Source organism: Buttiauxella cochleicola, from assembly GCF_021283185.1.
Taxonomy (GTDB): domain Bacteria; phylum Pseudomonadota; class Gammaproteobacteria; order Enterobacterales; family Enterobacteriaceae; genus Buttiauxella; species Buttiauxella massiliensis.
Genome location: NZ_JAJSOS010000024.1, coordinates 1 through 17,370, shown reverse-complemented (window position 1 = coordinate 17,370; position 17,370 = coordinate 1). Strand labels below are relative to the sequence as shown.

The following is a 17,370-nucleotide window of genomic DNA, read 5'->3' as shown; positions in this document are numbered from 1 at the left end:
CAGTGAGATTGATAATACCGAGAGCTTGTGAAAGTTCCATTTAAAAAGGGTCCATGTTGTGCATGAACCCTTTTTACACGAGCCACCGGATCGGTCAACTGATCCTTAAACGATCGGCATTAGCCTTCAGGGCTGGCTTTTTTGTTTCTATTTCTGTTCAACACTTTGTCGCAGTGGCGTCACCGGAGTCACTCGCACTTGCTTAATCATGTTGTCTTGCACATCAAGAATATCAATATCGTAGTTGCTTAAGCGCACGCGAGTGTCGATAGCCGGTATCTCTTGCAGCTCTTCAAGCAACATACCGTTTACGGTGCGGGCTTCGTCTTCTGGCAGTGTCCAGTTGAAGGCTTTATTGATTTCACGAACGTTAGCGCTGCCTTCAATAATCACGGAACCATCGTTTTGCGGCGTCACTTCTTCAGCAAGCGTTGGTGACATGGAGGTAGTGAAATCACCGACAATTTCTTCAAGAATGTCTTCTACAGTGACCAGCCCCTGAATATCACCATATTCGTCGACCACCAGGCCGACTTTCTTTTTATTGCGCTGGAATTTAACCAGTTGCACGCTGAGCGGTGTGCCTTCCGGTACGAAATAAATCTCGTCAGAGGCGCGTAACAGAGTTTCTTTGGTGAACTCCTGCTTTTCCGTCATCAGACGGTAGGCTTCGCGCACACGCAGCATACTGATTGCATCATCCAGCGTATCGCGGTAAAGCACGATGCGCCCGTGTGGAGAGTGTGTCAGTTGGCGAACAATGGATTTCCAGTCGTCGTTGATGTTGATGCCAACAATTTCATTACGCGGCACCATGATGTCGTCGACACTGATTTTTTCCAGATCGAGCACGGAAAGCAGCATGTCCTGGTTGCGGCGAGAAATCTTCGAATGTGATTCATGCACCAGTGTACGTAATTCGTCTTTGTTAAGTGCACTACTTACGGTACTGACGTTTTTGATCCCCATAAGGCGCATCAACATACGCGTGATGATGTTCAGTAACCACACCAGGGGCATCATCAGGATTTGCAGTGGGCCGAGCAGGAAGCTGCTTGGGAAGGCGACTTTTTCTGGATACAGCGCGGCGATAGTTTTTGGCAAAACTTCAGCGAAGACCAGCACCACAAAGGTGAGGATACCGGTGGCGATAGCAACGCCAGCATCGCCGTATAAACGCATGCCGACGATGGTGCCGATGGCTGAGGCCAGAATATTGACGAGGTTATTGCCAATTAATACCAGGCTAATCAGGCGGTCTGGTTTACGAAGAAGTTTTTCCACCCGTTTAGCGGCGCGGTTACCTTGCTTGGCAAGATGGCGCAACTTATAACGGTTAAGCGTCATCATGCCGGTTTCAGAGCCGGAGAAGTACGCTGAAACGACTACCATGATGATCAATGTGACAATCAACGTAGTCGTTGAGATCTGTTCCAAAAGGGTGTTCCTTTAAAAAGACAATATTAGCCGACAAATTGTTGCAGGACGCGGCTACCAAAATAGGCGAGTGTCAGAATTGCAGCACCAGCGACGTTAAACCAGACTACACGGCGGCCTCTCCAACCTTCATGATAGTGTCCCCAAAGTAAAACGATGTAGACAAACCACGCGAGAATCGACAATACCGCTTTGTCGACATTTTCCAGGCTGAAAAGATTTTTCAGATAAAACAGACCGGTACAAAGGGTTAACGTCAGTAGTACAACGCCGACTTGAGTGATGTGAAACATTTTGCGCTCAATGCTCATCAACGGCGGCATTTCAGCTCGGAAGGCGAGTTTTTTGTTCTTGAGCTGATAGTCAATCCAGGCAAGTTGCAACGCGTAAAGTGCTGCGATTATCAGCGTAGCGTAAGCAAAGAGTGACAAACCAATATGCACCATCATACCTGGTGTAGCTTCAAGGTGTGTGATGAATTCGTTAGGCATAAAGGTGGCAAGTGCCAGATTGATTAAGGCAAAAGCGTAAACAATTGGTAACAGCAGCCAACCTCGATTGCGTGATGCCACAATTGTCATCACGGTACATATCATCAAACTGACAAGCGAGCCGACGTTAAGTAAACTGAGGTTCTGACCTCCATCGGCGGCAAATATCCGAGCCTCAAGCGCCACACCGTGGCTTACAAGTGCTATAACGGCCGATATAATGGCGAAACGGCGCCACCCGCTGTTTTTTGTCAGCAGGCCCGGGATGATCAGCGCGAGGCTGCAGGAATAGGCTACAAGCGCAAGGATGGCGAAAACAGGCATATAAAGTGTCGGTCAATTAGCCAGAGAAGAAAAAAACCAGTATAACGTTACCTGCCGCCTGCTCCAACTCTAACCGTTGCATCACACCAAAGGCGGCTTCATGTTATAATCCGCCAAATTCTGTTTTGTGTCGCAAGCTGCGGCCCTAAGTTACCACGTTAGGCAAAAGACAATGTTTGATAATTTAACTGACCGTCTGTCGCGCTCATTGCGCAATATCAGCGGCCGCGGGCGGCTGACTGAAGAGAATGTAAAAGAAACTCTGCGCGAAGTGCGCATGGCATTGCTGGAAGCAGATGTTGCGCTACCGGTTGTGCGTGACTTTATCAGCCGCGTAAAAGAAAAAGCGGTTGGTCATGAAGTTAACAAAAGCCTGACTCCGGGTCAGGAATTCGTCAAAATCGTTCGCGCCGAATTAGTTGCAGCGATGGGCGAAGAGAATGCGAGCCTGAATCTTGCAGCACAGCCGCCAGCCGTTGTGCTGATGGCGGGTTTGCAAGGTGCGGGTAAAACCACAAGCGTCGCGAAATTAGGTAAGTTCCTGCGCGAGAAGCACAAAAAGAAAGTGCTGGTGGTTTCTGCCGACGTTTATCGCCCTGCGGCGATCAAACAGTTGGAAACGCTGGCTGAACAAGTCGGTGTCGATTTCTTCCCGTCCGATGTCGGCCAAAAGCCTGTTGATATCGTTAATGCGGCGCTGAAAGAAGCGAAGCTGAAATTCTTTGATGTGCTGCTGGTGGATACCGCCGGTCGTTTGCACGTTGACGAAGCGATGATGGATGAAATCAAACAGGTTCATGCTGCGATTAACCCAGTTGAAACCCTGTTTGTTGTCGATGCCATGACCGGCCAGGATGCGGCAAATACAGCTAAAGCCTTTAACGAAGCATTGCCACTGACTGGCGTCGTACTGACGAAAGTCGATGGTGATGCACGTGGCGGTGCGGCTCTGTCTATCCGTCATATTACCGGCAAGCCGATTAAATTCCTCGGTGTGGGTGAGAAAACAGAAGCGCTGGAGCCTTTCCACCCGGATCGTATTGCCTCTCGTATTCTGGGAATGGGCGATGTTCTGTCGCTTATCGAAGATATTGAGAGCAAAGTTGACCGTGCTCAGGCTGAGAAATTAGCCAGCAAGCTGAAAAAGGGCGATGGGTTTGATCTCAACGATTTCCTTGACCAGCTCAAGCAGATGAAAAACATGGGTGGCATGGCGAGTATGATGAGCAAATTGCCAGGAATGGGGCAATTGCCGGATAACGTTAAGTCGCAAATGGATGACAAAGTCCTGGTGCGTATGGAAGCCATTATTAATTCCATGACGCTCAAAGAGCGTGCGCAGCCAGAGATTATCAAAGGTTCACGTAAACGTCGTATCGCGATGGGTGCGGGTATGCAGGTGCAAGATGTCAACCGTCTGCTCAAGCAGTTCGACGACATGCAACGCATGATGAAAAAGATGAAGAAAGGCGGAATGGCGAAAATGATGCGCGGCATGAAAGGTATGATGCCACCAGGTTTCCCAGGTCGTTAAGCTCATTTAGATTGCATTTTGCGCCGAAATGAGTAAAATTTTCGGGCTTTTAATATGACACCGGGCTCCATCCCTCGATGGGGCCCGATGTTTTATTCACTAAAGAGGATGTTATGGTAACTATTCGTTTAGCACGTCACGGCGCTAAAAAGCGTCCGTTCTACCAGGTTGTTGTTACTGACAGCCGTAATGCACGTAACGGTCGCTTCATCGAGCGCGTTGGTTTCTTCAACCCTATCGCTGGTGAAAAAGACGAGGCAACTCGCCTGGATCTGGATCGTATCGAGCATTGGGTTGGCTTAGGCGCAACCGTTTCTGATCGCGTATCTGCGCTGATCAAAGCAGCAAAAAAAGCAGCTTAATCTGTCACGGTGGTCATGATGAGCAATCAACTCGCTGTAAAGGCTCCTGTTAACCCAATCGTGTTGGGCAAGATGGGTTCCTGCTATGGGATTCGTGGTTGGCTCAGAGTGTTTTCTTCCACCGAAGACGCCGATAGCATTTTTGACTATCAGCCCTGGTTTATCCAGAAGGCGGGTCAGTGGCAGCAAGTACAGCTGGAAAGCTGGAAGCACCACAATCAGGATCTGGTCATCAAGCTGAAAGGCATTGACGACCGGGATGCCGCGAATCTTCTGACCAATTGCGAAATTGTCGTCGATTCAACGCAATTGCCTCATCTCGAAGAGGGTGACTACTACTGGAAAGACCTTATGGGTTGCCAGGTTGTCACTACTGAAGGATATCAGCTCGGTAAAGTCATCGACATGATGGAAACCGGCTCAAATGACGTTCTCGTCATTAAGGCAAACCTGAAAGATGCGTTCGGTATCAAGGAGCGGCTGGTTCCGTTCCTCGATGGGCAGGTTATCAAGAAAGTCGATCTCGCTACTCAAACGATTGAAGTAGATTGGGATCCTGGTTTTTAAAACCTCCGGATTAACGGTAAAAGTCGGCGTAATGGGGATTGGCTTGTGTTTATTGGTGTAGTTAGCCTGTTTCCAGAGATGTTCCGCGCAATTACCGACTTCGGGGTAACTGGCCGGGCTGTAAAAAATGGCCTGCTGAGCATCCAGAGTTGGAGTCCACGTGACTTCACTTATGACCGGCACCGTACCGTGGACGATCGTCCTTACGGCGGCGGACCGGGTATGCTCATGATGGTAAATCCTTTGCGGGAAGCCATCCACGCAGCGAAAGCAGCGGCAGGGGAAGGTGCTAAGGTTATCTATCTGTCACCTCAGGGACGCAAGCTTGATCAAGAAGGCGTCAGTGAACTGGCAACAAATGAGAAGTTAATTCTGGTTTGTGGTCGTTATGAAGGGATAGATGAGCGCGTAATCCAAACCGAAATTGATGAAGAATGGTCAATCGGCGATTACGTTCTCAGTGGTGGTGAATTACCAGCAATGGTACTGATTGACTCAGTTTCTCGGTTTATTCCGGGAGTCTTGGGGCATCAGTCATCAGCAATCGAAGATTCGTTTGTCGATGGATTGTTGGACTGCCCACACTATACCCGTCCTGAAGTGTTAGAAGGCATGGAGGTTCCGCCAGTTTTACTGTCGGGAAACCATGCTCAGATTCGCCGGTGGCGCCTGAAACAGTCGCTGGGCCGTACCTGGCTTAGAAGACCTGAACTTCTGGAAAACCTGGCTCTGACTGAAGAGCAAGCAAGGTTGCTGGCGGAGTTCCAACGGGAACACGCAAATACAGCAACATAAACATGATGGGATGGCGTAAGCCCCCGATTATCAGTTTACCCAGGATAAGAGACAAAATTATGAGCAACATTATTAAGCAAATTGAACAAGAACAGATGAAACAGGATGTACCTTCATTCCGTCCGGGTGATTCCGTGGAAGTGAAAGTATGGGTCGTTGAAGGTTCTAAAAAACGTCTGCAGGCATTTGAGGGCGTGGTTATTGCTATCCGTAACCGCGGTCTGCACTCTGCATTCACTGTTCGTAAAATTTCCAACGGCGAAGGTGTTGAGCGTGTATTCCAGACTCACTCCCCAGTAATCGACAGCATTGCTGTTAAACGTCGTGGTGCCGTTCGTAAAGCTAAACTGTACTACCTGCGTGAGCGCACTGGTAAGTCTGCTCGTATTAAAGAGCGTCTGACTAAGTAAGATTTCGCTAGCGCGACATCCATATCAAGGGCTGCCATCTGGCAGCCCTTTTTTTGTCTAGCGCAAAAATGAGCGCTGAAACTCTTCATTGCTTCCTTTCTCCCATTGGGCTCGGCGCTCAGCAACATCTGGTAAGCTCTCACAACTGCCAGGAAATGACTTTCCGCTTTGCCCCAGAATTAGTAAGAACTTCGGATCGCAAATTCTCTGCTGTCCTTCTGCATATCCCTTCAACCATTCCTGACGGTCCACATTCTCATCATTATGCATATGTGAAATAACCAGATTGCTTCTGACAGGTTGCCCTGACATTGCATCGTCCCAGCCGGCTTGATACCAGTCGGTAGGCTCAGGGGTGGGAGCATGTGTGTACGGATCAACATAACAGGCTGACAGAAATAAGATCGGAACTAAGACGATGTAACGCATGGTGGGAATATCCGTTTCAAAGAGTATTCTCTGAGCATAGAGGCTATTTCATTGAATGCATGTTTACGCGAAAAAGAAGCGTGTTTATGTATGTGTGTATAATTAACTTTACATTTATCGGTGTTTGATGTGCTTTAATCGGCAATTATTTTAGTTGTGTAACGTATTGTTTACGTAATATGGATTGCAATCTTTACTAAAACTGGTAATGTAGTCGCATCCTCACTGAGGAAACGACTATCGCAAACGAGCTAACAGGATCGCCATCATGCAAAAAGACGCGCTGAACAACGTTCATATTTCTGACGAACAAGTATTAATCACTCCGGATCAACTGAAAGCAGAGTTCCCGCTGACAGCCGCTCAAGAAGCGCAGATAGAACAGTCTCGTCAGACGATTTCCAACATTATCGCTGGCCGTGATCCTCGTCTGTTAGTGGTGTGTGGACCTTGCTCGATCCACGACCCGGAAACCGCGATTGAATATGCTCGTCGTTTTAAAACGTTGTCTGAACAAGTTAGCGATAGTCTGTACCTCGTGATGCGCGTCTATTTTGAAAAGCCACGTACTACTGTGGGCTGGAAAGGGCTTATCAACGATCCGCACATGGATGGCTCGTTTGATGTCGAAGGCGGTTTGAAAATTGCTCGTCAATTGCTTGTAGAGTTGGTGAGCATGGGGCTGCCGCTGGCAACCGAAGCGCTTGATCCAAATAGCCCGCAATACTTGGGTGATCTGTTCAGCTGGTCGGCAATCGGTGCGCGTACTACTGAGTCCCAGACTCACCGTGAAATGGCTTCAGGCCTTTCAATGCCGGTTGGCTTCAAAAATGGTACTGATGGCAGCCTGGGCACCGCAATTAATGCAATGCGCGCCGCATCTATGCCACACCGTTTTGTCGGTATTAACCAGGCAGGCCAGGTTTGCTTACTGCAAACTCAGGGTAACCCTGATGGTCATGTGATTTTACGTGGCGGCAAAGCACCTAACTACAGCCCGGCAGATGTTGCGCAGTGTGAAAAAGAGATGGAACAGGCAGGACTCCGCCCAGCCTTGATGATAGATTGCAGCCATGGCAACTCAAACAAAGACTACCGCCGCCAGCCGGGTGTAGCTGAATCAGCTGTCGCTCAAATTAAAGATGGTAACCGTTCGATTATTGGTCTGATGATTGAAAGTAATATCCACGAGGGTAATCAATCTTCAGAACAACCTCGCAGCGAAATGAAGTATGGCGTTTCTGTAACAGATGCATGCATCGATTGGGAAACCACTGAGACTTTACTGCGCGAGATTCATCAGGATCTGAACGGTACACTTGCGGCGCGTCAGGCATAAGAGGTTTTACTATGGTGGCTGAATTGACCGCGCTGCGCGATCAAATTGACGAAGTGGATAAGGCGTTGCTGGGGCTACTGGCACGCCGCCTTGAACTGGTAGCGGAAGTTGGCGAAGTCAAAAGCCAGTACGGTTTACCGATTTATGTGCCGGAACGAGAAGCGGCAATGCTGGCTTCTCGCCGTAAAGAAGCTGAAGCGTTAGGGGTTCCACCTGATCTGATTGAAGACGTACTGCGCCGCGTAATGCGAGAGTCTTACTCAAGCGAGAATGACAAAGGATTTAAAACGCTATTTCCTGCTCTGCGCCCGGTTGTTATCGTCGGTGGTGGTGGGCAGATGGGGCGCTTGTTTGAAAAAATGCTCATGCTGTCTGGCTATCAGGTTCGAATTCTTGAAAAAGAAGACTGGGCTAAAGCACCTGAGTTGATGGCTGATGCAGGTATGGTGATTGTCAGCGTCCCGATTCATATTACTGAGCAGGTTATTGCTCAGCTTCCGCGTTTGCCTGATGACTGTATTCTGGTTGATCTGGCATCGGTGAAGAACGGTCCTCTGCAAGCCATGCTGGCTGCACATCAGGGCCCGGTTCTCGGGTTACACCCGATGTTTGGGCCTGATAGTGGGAGCCTTGCGAAGCAAGTCGTTGTTTATTGTGATGGTCGCCAGCCGGAAGCGTATCAGTGGTTCCTGGAGCAGATTCAGGTTTGGGGCGCACGTTTACATCGCTCAACGGCCATTGAACACGATCAGAATATGGCGTTTATTCAGGCGCTGCGCCACTTTGCAACTTTTGCATATGGCCTGCATCTGGCGGAAGAGAATGTTCAGCTTGAGCAGTTGCTGGCGCTTTCTTCACCGATTTATCGCCTGGAGCTGGCAATGGTCGGGCGCTTATTTGCTCAGGACCCGCAACTCTATGCAGACATTATTATGTCCTCAGAAAGCAATTTGGATCTGATCAAGCGTTACTACAAACGCTTTGGTGAGGCGATTGGCTTACTGGAACATGGTGATAAGCAAGCGTTTATCGACAGCTTCCGTAAGGTTGAGCACTGGTTTGGCGATTACGCACAGCGCTTCCAGAGTGAAAGCCGCACTTTATTACGCCAGGCAAATGACAGCCGTCCGTAACGGTGAAAACGTTTTATAATTGAAAGCCATCGGGGAAACTCGTTGGCTTTTTTTATTGGCGAAAAGGATAGAGAAATGGCACAGCCGCAAGTTCTGTTCGATTACATCGGTCACTTACCTGAATGCCCAACCTGGAGTGCTGAGGAAAACTGCCTCTACTGGACGGACATTCTCGAAAACGAAATGCATCGCTATAACATCGAAAGCAAAAAACACGATGTGATTCAGTTTTCCGAGGAGGTTGGATGTTTTGCATTATGCGAAACGGGCGGTTTTATTGTCGCGCTGCGAAGCGGAATTTATTTGACCAACCGCACCGGACTTATTACTCGCAAAGTCTGTGACAACCCTAATAACCCGGCATTAGCTCGTTTTAATGATGGGGGAACTGACCGGGATGGGCGTTTTTATGCCGGAACATTTTGGGGACCGGGTGATTACAACGGTGCATTGCTTTGCCGTGTGGATAGCGATCTGACATCGCACGTCATCCAGCATGATATCCATGGTGCTAATGGTCTGGCGTTTAGTGCAGATAAAAAATGGATGTTCACATCAGACACACCGAACCGCGTGATTTACAGAACTCCGTTAGATGAACAAGGTGAACCGGGCAAGCGTGAAGTGTTTAAACGTTTTGAGTTGGGGCAGGGGATTCCTGACGGTGCGGCAATTGACGCAGAAGGTTGCTATTGGACGGCTTTGTTTGACGGTTGCCGCATTGCGCGTTTATCGCCTGATGGTGATGTACTTGAAGAATATCAGTTGCCCGTACGCTGCCCAACGATGGTGTGTTTTGGTGGTGATGATATGAAAACGCTATTCATCACAACTACGCGAGAAAATATGGATGATGCTGAAGTCGCGGAAAGGCCACTGTCCGGCGCGATTTTTACGCTTGAAGTCGCAGTGGCGGGAATGCCAAAACTGAAGTTTAAAGAAAATCAGTAAGCCAGCATAACGCTGGCTTACTGCCAGTATTACGCCGGGTCGACAGGTACCACGTTCTCACTTGGATAACAGCCAAGTACTTTCATCGAGCGGGTGATTTCGCCAAGCTCGCGAAGGGCTTTATGCATTGCTTCATCGTTCAGGTTTGCCTGAACATCCAGATAAAACATCTCTTCCCACGGGTTACCGTTAATCGGCCGAGATTCCAGTTTTGTCATAATCAGATTGTGATTACGCAGAACCAGAAGCGCTTCTACAAGTGCACCAGCTTGCTGACCCGTTGCCATCAGCAATGTTGTTTTAGCTGGAACCTGGTCAGTCACTTCAACAGCTTTGCGAGCCAGGACGATGAAACGAGTAATGTTTTGCGTCTGATTTGCCAGGTTACGTTCCAGAACTTGTAAGCCATACAGCGCGCCACCTGCTTCGCTACCTAATGCCGCGACATGAGGTGAGTTCGCCTGAGCAACCTTCTCCATGGCTGCAGAAGTACTCTCACAATATTCAATTTTCCAGTTTGGGTAGCGATTGATGAACTGGCTACATTGCTGGAAAGGCTGCGGATGGCTATACACAGTGTGGATAGTGTCTAAATCAGTAGTGCCTTTAACCAACACGCAGTGATCGATAGGCACAGTCATCTCGGCAACGATGGATAAACTGGTGTGCTGCAACAAATCATAGACATCGTTAATTGCTCCAGAACTGGTGTTCTCTAGCGGCACGACTGCGTAATCTGCTTGACCAGTTTCGACTTGATTAAAGATATCGTGAAACTTTGCACAGCCGCTTTCAATAAATTGTTCAAAGTGTCGGGCGGCATACTGGCGAGCGGCAAGGTGAGAGTAAGAACCTTTTGGGCCAAGGAATGCAATTCGTGCTGATTGTGGATTCGTTTTATTAAGGTGCTGCTGCAATAACGTTTGCTGGGTCAGGACGGAGTCTTCAATAATTAGCTGGAACAGGCGAGTTATGTAATGAGCATCCAGATTATGGGTTTTACCCAGTGCAATCAGACGCTCGAGTAGGTCCCGCTCGCGGTCTATATCTCGCACCGGGCGGTGAGTGGCAAGCTTAGCTTTGCCTACTTCTACAGCTAATAAGCGACGCTCTGCCAGCAATGCCAGCAGTTTTACATCCAGGGCGCTAATTTTATCGCGCAGTGCCAGCAATGGGTTTGTCTCACTCATATCGCTACCTTTTCGAATTCCATAAAAAAAGCCTCCCGGGTTTCGGGAGGCTTGTTTGTTCGTCTTCGCATTCTTTATCACACGACGAATTGCCTCCCATTCAGGGGAAGGTAAAAAAGAATGCGAAGAAAAACGGAAATAATTTCATAGTTGGTTCCTGATTAGTCAGACAAGTAAGGTACCCGGTCTGTTTTCGCTCTGTCAATAAAAAACGCGCCCGGAGGCGCGTTGTTATGGTTGATAAGGCTAAATTGATTACTCTTCTTCAACTTCCGCGATAGCAACGTCTTTCACTGAACCTGCTGTGCGACGCGCTTCACCCTTGTGTTGCACTTTATTCAACTGCCGCTCCAGTTTGTTGATCAAATCGTTGATAGCCGTATACATATCATCGTGTTTGGCGCTCGCTACGAGCTGGCCATTTGGCGTATTAATGGTGGCATCAGCCACGAAACCTTTCGGTTCTTTGGACAAAACAATGTGTGGATTAATTAGATGAGTTTGCCACTTGTCCAGTTTTGTTAGACGGTCTGCGACGTGCTGACGAATAGCTGGGGTGATTTCCATTTGTTTGCTGGTAATGTTCATTGTCATAAAGTTACCTCTTGTCATTCCCGTCTTGGTAACTCCAGCATACCTTTCTGAATGTCAAAATGTGTGATGAAAGTCACATTATTTTGTCACTTTTTGTCAGCAAACCCTTTTTGTGAGACAGGACAGGATCTCTGTTTTTAAAGCTTGTGGAAGTGAAAAATAGCGTCCATATTTGATTGGATGACCTGACGCTAAACCGTTTCAGTTTACGTATTTCAGGCAATAAAAATGGCAGCCATATGGCTGCCATTTTGTTTTGATAAATTGGTGAATCAGGTGTTGCTGCTATTAGCCGCGATAATTTTTGCAACTTTGTCAGCCTGGGCTGGCATTTGCATTTCACGGTAAGCATTTTCCATCAATTTCAGACCATCACGCGTGGCCTGAGTATCAGGGAAATCACGCAACATTCCTTCGACACGGTTAACTACTGCAACCCACGCGCCGCGTTTAGTGTAGTATTGCGCCACTGAAAGCTCATATTTCGCTAAACGATCTTTCAGGAACACCAGACGCTTGGTGGCATCGGTGACATACTGGCTGTTCGGATAACCGCGAACCAGCTTAGAGAAATCGTTGAAAGCATCACGCGCATGAGCAGGATCTCGGTCTGAACGATCGACGCCAAAGAAGCCTTGTAATGCGCTATCATCCAACGCCATGTCCGTCAGACCACGCATGTAAAGTACGTAGTCAATGTTTGGATGGGTTGGATTAAGACGCATAAAGCGGTCAATCGCTGCCTGAGCCAGTGGCAAATCAGCGTTCTTATAGTAAGCGTAAATAAGATCTAACTGCACTTGCTGCGAGTAAGGCCCGAACGGATAACGGTTATCCAGCGCTTCCAGTTGCGTTATCGCCGCTTTAAAGTTACCGTCCTGCAACTTTTGCTGCGCAGTCGCATAGATCTCAGAAGGTGGATTATCAGGAACCTCATCCTTGGAACTGGAGCAACCAGCCAAAGCCAGGCTCAACGTGGCTGCTGCCACCAGATATTTCATACGCGTCATGACGTTTTGACTTTCCTCAGAATGTTATCCGGGAGGCTCGCAGTACCAGCTCCCGATAAAGACCAGCTACAATAGCACACTATATTAAACGGCATTGCCGTAAAACCCAACGTTAACGAAGAAGCTGTCTATGGCACAACTAGTACAACTCACCGCAACTGTGTCCGAATCTCAACTCGGTCAACGCTTAGATCAAGCTTTGGCCGAATTGTTCCCGGATTATTCACGTTCGCGTATAAAAGAATGGATTCTTGATCAGCGTGTGCTGGTCAATGGCAATATCAGCGACAAACCGAAAGAGAAAGTGTTGGGTGGCGAAAGCGTCACTATCAACGCTGAAATCGAAGAGGATGCGCGCTGGGAACCACAAGATATCCCGCTCAATATCGTCTATGAAGATGACGATATTCTGGTGATTAACAAACCGCGTGATTTCGTTGTGCATCCTGGTGCGGGTAACCCTGATGGGACCGTCCTGAATGCACTATTGCATTACTACCCACCGATTGCTGATGTACCGCGTGCGGGTATTGTGCATCGTCTGGATAAAGACACGACTGGTTTGATGGTTGTTGCGAAAACTGTTCCTGCGCAAACTCACCTGGTTGAAGCTTTGCAATTACGTGAAATCACGCGTGAGTATGAAGCAGTTGCGATTGGTCATATGACTGCGGGTGGCACGGTAGACGAGCCAATCAGCCGCCATTCGACCAAGCGCACCCATATGGCTGTGCATCCTATGGGTAAGCCAGCGGTTACGCATTACCGAATCATGGAACATTTCCGCGTACACACTCGTCTGCGTCTGCGTCTGGAAACAGGTCGTACTCACCAGATTCGTGTGCACATGGCGCATATCACTCATCCATTAGTTGGCGATCAGCTTTACGGTGGCCGTCCACGCCCGCCAAAAGGTGCGTCGGAAGAGTTTGTTAGCGTGCTGCGTAAGTTTGACCGCCAGGCTCTTCATGCAACCATGTTACGTCTTCACCATCCGATCAGCGGTATGTTGATGGAGTGGCATGCGCCGATTCCTCAGGATATGGTTGAGCTGATTGAAGCATTGCGTGCTGATACAGAAATCCATAAGGATCAACTGGACTGGCTATGAGCAAATTGATCGTCCCGCAGTTGCCGCTCCCTGAAGGAGTGGCTGCTTGCAGTTCGACACGTATTGGCGGTGTGAGTCAACCGCCTTACGATTCGCTTAATCTGGGAGCCCATTGCGGTGATAACCTGGATGATGTCGAAGAAAACCGCCGTCTTTTTTACGCTGCTGCGTCGTTGCCTTCAAAACCTGTTTGGTTAGAGCAGGTACACGGTAAAGAAGTGTTAAAACTCACGGGCGGGCCATATTTGTCTAAGCGCGCTGATGCTTCTTATAGCTCAACACCGGGCACCGTTTGTGCAGTAATGACTGCAGATTGTTTGCCAGTGCTATTCTGTAATAAGGCAGGAACTGAGGTTGCTGCTGCTCATGCGGGATGGCGTGGTTTGTGCGAAGGTGTGCTTGAAGAAACCATCGCCTGTTTTAAAGATGCGCCAGAAAATATCATCGCATGGCTTGGCCCGGCTATCGGCCCTGAAGCATTTGAAGTCGGCCCTGAAGTGCGTGAAGCGTTTATGGCTAAAGATCTTCAGGCTGATAGCGCATTTCGCCCGTCAGGGGAAAAATACATCGCTGACATCTACACGTTGGCACGCCAACGCTTGTCTGCCGCGGGTATTAACCATATTTATGGTGGTGACCGTTGCACTTACAGCGAAGCGGGTGATTTTTTCTCATATCGACGCGACAGAACCACAGGCCGTATGGCAAGTTTCATTTGGCTGATATAACCTATCGAATCAAGACGATCCAGTGCGGGTAACTAACGCTCCAAATATTTCAGGTCATTAACCTTGAATAATTGAGGGATGACCTCATTTAATCTCCAGTAGCAAATTTGACCTGTATATGGGAGGAGTTATGCGTCTGGATCGTCTTACTAATAAATTCCAGCTTGCTCTCGCTGATGCCCAATCCTTAGCTCTCGGGCAAGACAACCAATTTATCGAACCCCTTCACTTGATGAGCGCACTGCTCAATCAGGAAGGCGGATCTGTGCGTCCGTTACTGACCTCTGCTGGTGTTAATGCTGGCAAGTTACGTACGGATATCGAGCAAGCTTTAAGCCGTTTACCACAAGTTGAAGGAACGGGCGGTGACGTCCAGCCTTCGCAGGATTTAGTCCGTGCATTAAACCTGTGTGACAAACTGGCGCAAAAACGAAATGACAACTTCATTTCGTCTGAGTTATTTGTTCTGGCAGCACTTGAATCGCGCGGAACATTAACTGATTTATTGAAATCAGCAGGTGCTACCACGGCAAATGTGACAGCAGCAATTGAACAAATGCGTGGAGGCGAAAACGTGAATGATCAAGGTGCCGAAGACCAACGTCAGGCATTGAAAAAATATACCGTCGATCTGACCGAGCGTGCAGAACAGGGCAAGCTTGATCCAGTGATTGGCCGTGATGAAGAAATTCGCCGCACTATTCAAGTATTGCAACGGCGTACCAAAAACAACCCGGTACTCATCGGTGAACCAGGCGTTGGTAAAACAGCCATTGTTGAAGGCCTGGCACAGCGCATTATTAATGGTGAAGTGCCTGAAGGGTTGAAAGGGCGTCGTGTACTGGCGTTGGATATGGGTTCGCTGGTGGCGGGCGCGAAATATCGTGGTGAATTTGAAGAGCGTCTTAAAGGTGTACTGAACGACCTTTCTAAACAGGAAGGTAACGTCATTCTATTTATTGACGAGCTGCACACAATGGTTGGCGCAGGTAAAGCCGATGGCGCAATGGATGCAGGTAACATGCTTAAGCCTGCACTGGCGCGCGGTGAGTTGCACTGTGTCGGTGCGACAACGCTTGATGAATATCGCCAATATATAGAGAAGGATGCAGCACTTGAGCGCCGCTTCCAGAAAGTGTTCGTTGCAGAGCCTTCAGTCGAAGATACCATCGCAATTTTGCGTGGGTTGAAGGAGCGTTACGAACTGCACCACCATGTGCAGATTACTGACCCGGCTATTGTTGCGGCTGCGACTCTATCGCATCGATATATTGCCGATCGTCAGTTGCCGGATAAAGCCATCGACCTTATCGATGAAGCGGCTTCCAGCATTCGTATGCAGATTGACTCGAAGCCAGAAGAGTTAGACCGTCTTGATCGCCGAATCATCCAGCTAAAACTGGAACAGCAGGCATTGAAGAAAGAGTCTGACGAAGCGAGCCAAAAACGTTTGAGTATGCTTGAGGAAGAATTAGGGCAGAAAGAACGTGAATATTCAGTACTGGAAGAAGAGTGGAAGGCTGAGAAAGCTTCACTTTCTGGTGAGCAGACGATTAAAGCGGAGCTGGAACAGGCAAAAATTGCCATTGAACAGGCTCGTCGCGTAGGCGATCTGGCTCGTATGTCTGAATTGCAGTATGGGAAGATTCCAGAGCTTGAGAAACAGCTCGCGGCTGCAACTCAGAGTGAAGGCAAAACCATGCGGCTGCTGCGTAACAAAGTGACTGACGCAGAAATTGCGGAAGTGCTGGCACGTTGGACTGGGATCCCTGTGGCTCGAATGCTGGAAGGTGAACGAGACAAACTGCTGAGAATGGAGCAACAACTTCATACTCGTGTTATCGGGCAGAATGAGGCTGTTGAGGCAGTATCAAACGCAATTCGTCGTAGCCGTGCTGGTTTGTCTGACCCAAATCGTCCGATTGGTTCGTTCCTGTTCCTTGGGCCTACCGGTGTTGGTAAAACTGAGCTGTGCAAAACGCTGGCAAACTTTATGTTTGATAGCGATGACGCAATGGTACGTATCGATATGTCCGAGTTTATGGAAAAACACTCGGTCTCTCGTTTGGTCGGTGCCCCTCCTGGGTATGTTGGTTACGAAGAGGGCGGTTATCTGACAGAAGCTGTTCGTCGTCGTCCTTACTCTGTCATTCTGTTGGATGAAGTTGAGAAGGCACATCCAGATGTGTTCAACATCTTATTACAGGTGCTGGACGACGGACGTCTGACTGATGGGCAGGGGAGAACGGTCGACTTCCGTAATACGGTTGTGATTATGACGTCTAACCTGGGTTCTGACTTAATTCAGGAGCGCTTCGGCGAGTTGGACTACGGTCATATGAAGGATCTGATTCTTGGTGTTGTTAGTCAGAACTTCCGGCCAGAGTTCGTCAACCGTATAGATGAAGTCGTGGTATTCCACCCATTAGGTGAGCAACACATAGCTTCTATTGCGCAGATTCAGTTGCAGCGTTTGTATAAACGCCTTGAAGAGCGTGGCTATGAAGTCACTATCTCTGAGGATGCGTTGAAGCTGCTTAGCGAGAATGGTTACGACCCAGTATATGGTGCAAGACCGTTGAAACGCGCTATCCAGCAGCAAATAGAGAACCCGCTGGCTCAGCAAATCCTCTCTGGAGAGCTGATTCCTGGTAAAACAGTGCATCTGACAGTAAAAGATAATCATATTGTGGCAGTGCAGTAAGTCACAGAAAAGACAAAAACGGGCCCTGAGGGGCTCGTTTTTGTTTAAAAACCAGGCGATAGTGAGCCCTTGATATGTATTTTGAATGAAAAACAATCGATCGATAAGTTTTTTGAATTTTATACTTGTCAGCTCCCAGAAAATCCCTATACTGCGCCTCCACTGACACGGCACAACGGCTTACAAACCGGCTTGTCAGCCAGATGAAAAGCGAAAATAAACGCTTGACTCTGAAAGAGGAAAGCGTAATATACGCCACCT

The 17,370-nt window shown here is 48.5% G+C and carries 18 protein-coding genes, 1 pseudogene and 1 other annotated feature; of the genes and pseudogenes, 11 read left to right on the top strand and 8 right to left on the bottom strand.

Annotated features, from left to right (window positions below; all coding sequences use genetic code 11):
* Window positions 1-147: 147 nt before the first annotated feature.
* Together LVQ76_RS22075 and LVQ76_RS22070 are read right to left on the bottom strand one after the other, a co-directional pair.
* Window positions 148-1,437: an HlyC/CorC family transporter gene (locus LVQ76_RS22075; protein WP_151996095.1), complete on the bottom strand. Its 1,290-nt coding sequence runs from the start codon at window positions 1,435-1,437 to the stop codon at window positions 148-150.
* A gap of 26 nt (window positions 1,438-1,463) precedes the next feature.
* Window positions 1,464-2,252 (bottom strand): cytochrome C assembly family protein, encoded by a 789-nt coding sequence (locus LVQ76_RS22070; RefSeq protein ID WP_151996096.1) that lies wholly within the window; start codon window positions 2,250-2,252, stop codon window positions 1,464-1,466.
* A 172-nt stretch (window positions 2,253-2,424) separates the two neighbouring features.
* On the opposite strand from LVQ76_RS22070, the gene ffh reads away from it, so the two are divergent.
* The 5 genes and pseudogenes from ffh to rplS all read left to right on the top strand — a co-directional run bounded on the left by ffh (window position 2,425) and on the right by rplS (window position 5,920).
* On the top strand, window positions 2,425-3,786 hold the full coding sequence (gene ffh / locus LVQ76_RS22065) for a signal recognition particle protein (protein WP_232867049.1): 1,362 nt from the start codon (window positions 2,425-2,427) through the stop codon (window positions 3,784-3,786).
* A 113-nt stretch (window positions 3,787-3,899) separates the two neighbouring features.
* A complete protein-coding gene (gene rpsP, locus LVQ76_RS22060; protein ID WP_064513208.1) occupies window positions 3,900-4,148 on the top strand; it encodes a 30S ribosomal protein S16 in 249 nt (82 codons plus the stop codon).
* 18 nt (window positions 4,149-4,166) lie between these two features.
* A complete protein-coding gene (gene rimM / locus LVQ76_RS22055) occupies window positions 4,167-4,715 on the top strand; it encodes a ribosome maturation factor RimM (RefSeq protein ID WP_064513207.1) in 549 nt (182 codons plus the stop codon).
* A gap of 45 nt (window positions 4,716-4,760) precedes the next feature.
* A pseudogene (gene trmD / locus LVQ76_RS22050) lies at window positions 4,761-5,529 on the top strand (tRNA (guanosine(37)-N1)-methyltransferase TrmD).
* A gap of 40 nt (window positions 5,530-5,569) precedes the next feature.
* Window positions 5,570-5,920, top strand: coding sequence for a 50S ribosomal protein L19 (rplS, locus tag LVQ76_RS22045; RefSeq protein WP_064513203.1), 351 nt, complete (start codon window positions 5,570-5,572; stop codon window positions 5,918-5,920).
* Between the two features lie 57 nt (window positions 5,921-5,977).
* On the opposite strand, the gene LVQ76_RS22040 is transcribed toward rplS, so the two are convergent.
* On the bottom strand, window positions 5,978-6,349 hold the full coding sequence (locus tag LVQ76_RS22040) for a DUF2799 domain-containing protein (protein WP_232905481.1): 372 nt from the start codon (window positions 6,347-6,349) through the stop codon (window positions 5,978-5,980).
* Between the two features lie 268 nt (window positions 6,350-6,617).
* Here LVQ76_RS22040 and aroF point away from each other — a divergent pair, with 268 nt between their 5' ends.
* From aroF to LVQ76_RS22025, 3 genes are all read left to right on the top strand, one after another.
* On the top strand, window positions 6,618-7,688 hold the full coding sequence (gene aroF / locus LVQ76_RS22035) for a 3-deoxy-7-phosphoheptulonate synthase AroF (protein WP_034457310.1): 1,071 nt from the start codon (window positions 6,618-6,620) through the stop codon (window positions 7,686-7,688).
* A gap of 11 nt (window positions 7,689-7,699) precedes the next feature.
* Window positions 7,700-8,821, top strand: a complete 1,122-nt coding sequence (gene tyrA / locus LVQ76_RS22030) for a bifunctional chorismate mutase/prephenate dehydrogenase (protein WP_232867046.1) — start codon at window positions 7,700-7,702, stop codon at window positions 8,819-8,821.
* A gap of 75 nt (window positions 8,822-8,896) precedes the next feature.
* Window positions 8,897-9,772, top strand: a complete 876-nt coding sequence (locus LVQ76_RS22025; protein ID WP_232922456.1) for an SMP-30/gluconolactonase/LRE family protein — start codon at window positions 8,897-8,899, stop codon at window positions 9,770-9,772.
* A 29-nt stretch (window positions 9,773-9,801) separates the two neighbouring features.
* Here LVQ76_RS22025 and pheA read toward each other — a convergent pair whose 3' ends face one another.
* The 4 genes from pheA to bamD all read right to left on the bottom strand — a co-directional run bounded on the left by pheA (window position 9,802) and on the right by bamD (window position 12,566).
* Window positions 9,802-10,962, bottom strand: a complete 1,161-nt coding sequence (gene pheA / locus LVQ76_RS22020) for a bifunctional chorismate mutase/prephenate dehydratase (protein ID WP_232867042.1) — start codon at window positions 10,960-10,962, stop codon at window positions 9,802-9,804.
* Between the two features lie 21 nt (window positions 10,963-10,983).
* Window positions 10,984-11,111, bottom strand: a sequence feature (Phe leader region).
* Window positions 11,063-11,110: a pheA operon leader peptide PheL gene (gene pheL / locus LVQ76_RS22015; RefSeq protein ID WP_193216298.1), complete on the bottom strand. Its 48-nt coding sequence runs from the start codon at window positions 11,108-11,110 to the stop codon at window positions 11,063-11,065. (Overlaps the previous feature by 48 nt.)
* A 106-nt stretch (window positions 11,112-11,217) precedes the next feature.
* Complete coding sequence (gene raiA / locus LVQ76_RS22010; protein ID WP_064513185.1) at window positions 11,218-11,556, bottom strand: ribosome-associated translation inhibitor RaiA; 339 nt, start codon at window positions 11,554-11,556, stop codon at window positions 11,218-11,220.
* A 272-nt stretch (window positions 11,557-11,828) separates the two neighbouring features.
* A complete protein-coding gene (bamD, locus tag LVQ76_RS22005; RefSeq protein WP_151996101.1) occupies window positions 11,829-12,566 on the bottom strand; it encodes an outer membrane protein assembly factor BamD in 738 nt (245 codons plus the stop codon).
* Window positions 12,567-12,696: 130 nt separating this feature from the next.
* On the opposite strand from bamD, the gene rluD reads away from it, so the two are divergent.
* The 3 genes from rluD (at window position 12,697) to clpB (ending at window position 17,109) form a co-directional block, all read left to right on the top strand.
* Window positions 12,697-13,677: a 23S rRNA pseudouridine(1911/1915/1917) synthase RluD gene (gene rluD / locus LVQ76_RS22000; protein WP_064513180.1), complete on the top strand. Its 981-nt coding sequence runs from the start codon at window positions 12,697-12,699 to the stop codon at window positions 13,675-13,677.
* On the top strand, window positions 13,674-14,405 hold the full coding sequence (gene yfiH, locus LVQ76_RS21995; RefSeq protein ID WP_232867040.1) for a purine nucleoside phosphorylase YfiH: 732 nt from the start codon (window positions 13,674-13,676) through the stop codon (window positions 14,403-14,405). Before rluD ends, yfiH begins: the two co-directional genes overlap by 4 nt.
* Before the next feature lie 130 nt (window positions 14,406-14,535).
* The gene (gene clpB, locus LVQ76_RS21990) at window positions 14,536-17,109 is read left to right on the top strand and encodes an ATP-dependent chaperone ClpB (RefSeq protein ID WP_134184218.1); all 2,574 of its coding nucleotides are present in this window, start codon (window positions 14,536-14,538) and stop codon (window positions 17,107-17,109) included.
* Window position 17,110: 1 nt separating this feature from the next.
* Here clpB and LVQ76_RS21985 read toward each other — a convergent pair.
* Window positions 17,111-17,370, bottom strand: a 260-nt coding sequence (locus LVQ76_RS21985; RefSeq protein ID WP_232922455.1) for a hypothetical protein, incomplete at its 5' end; no start/stop codon positions are given.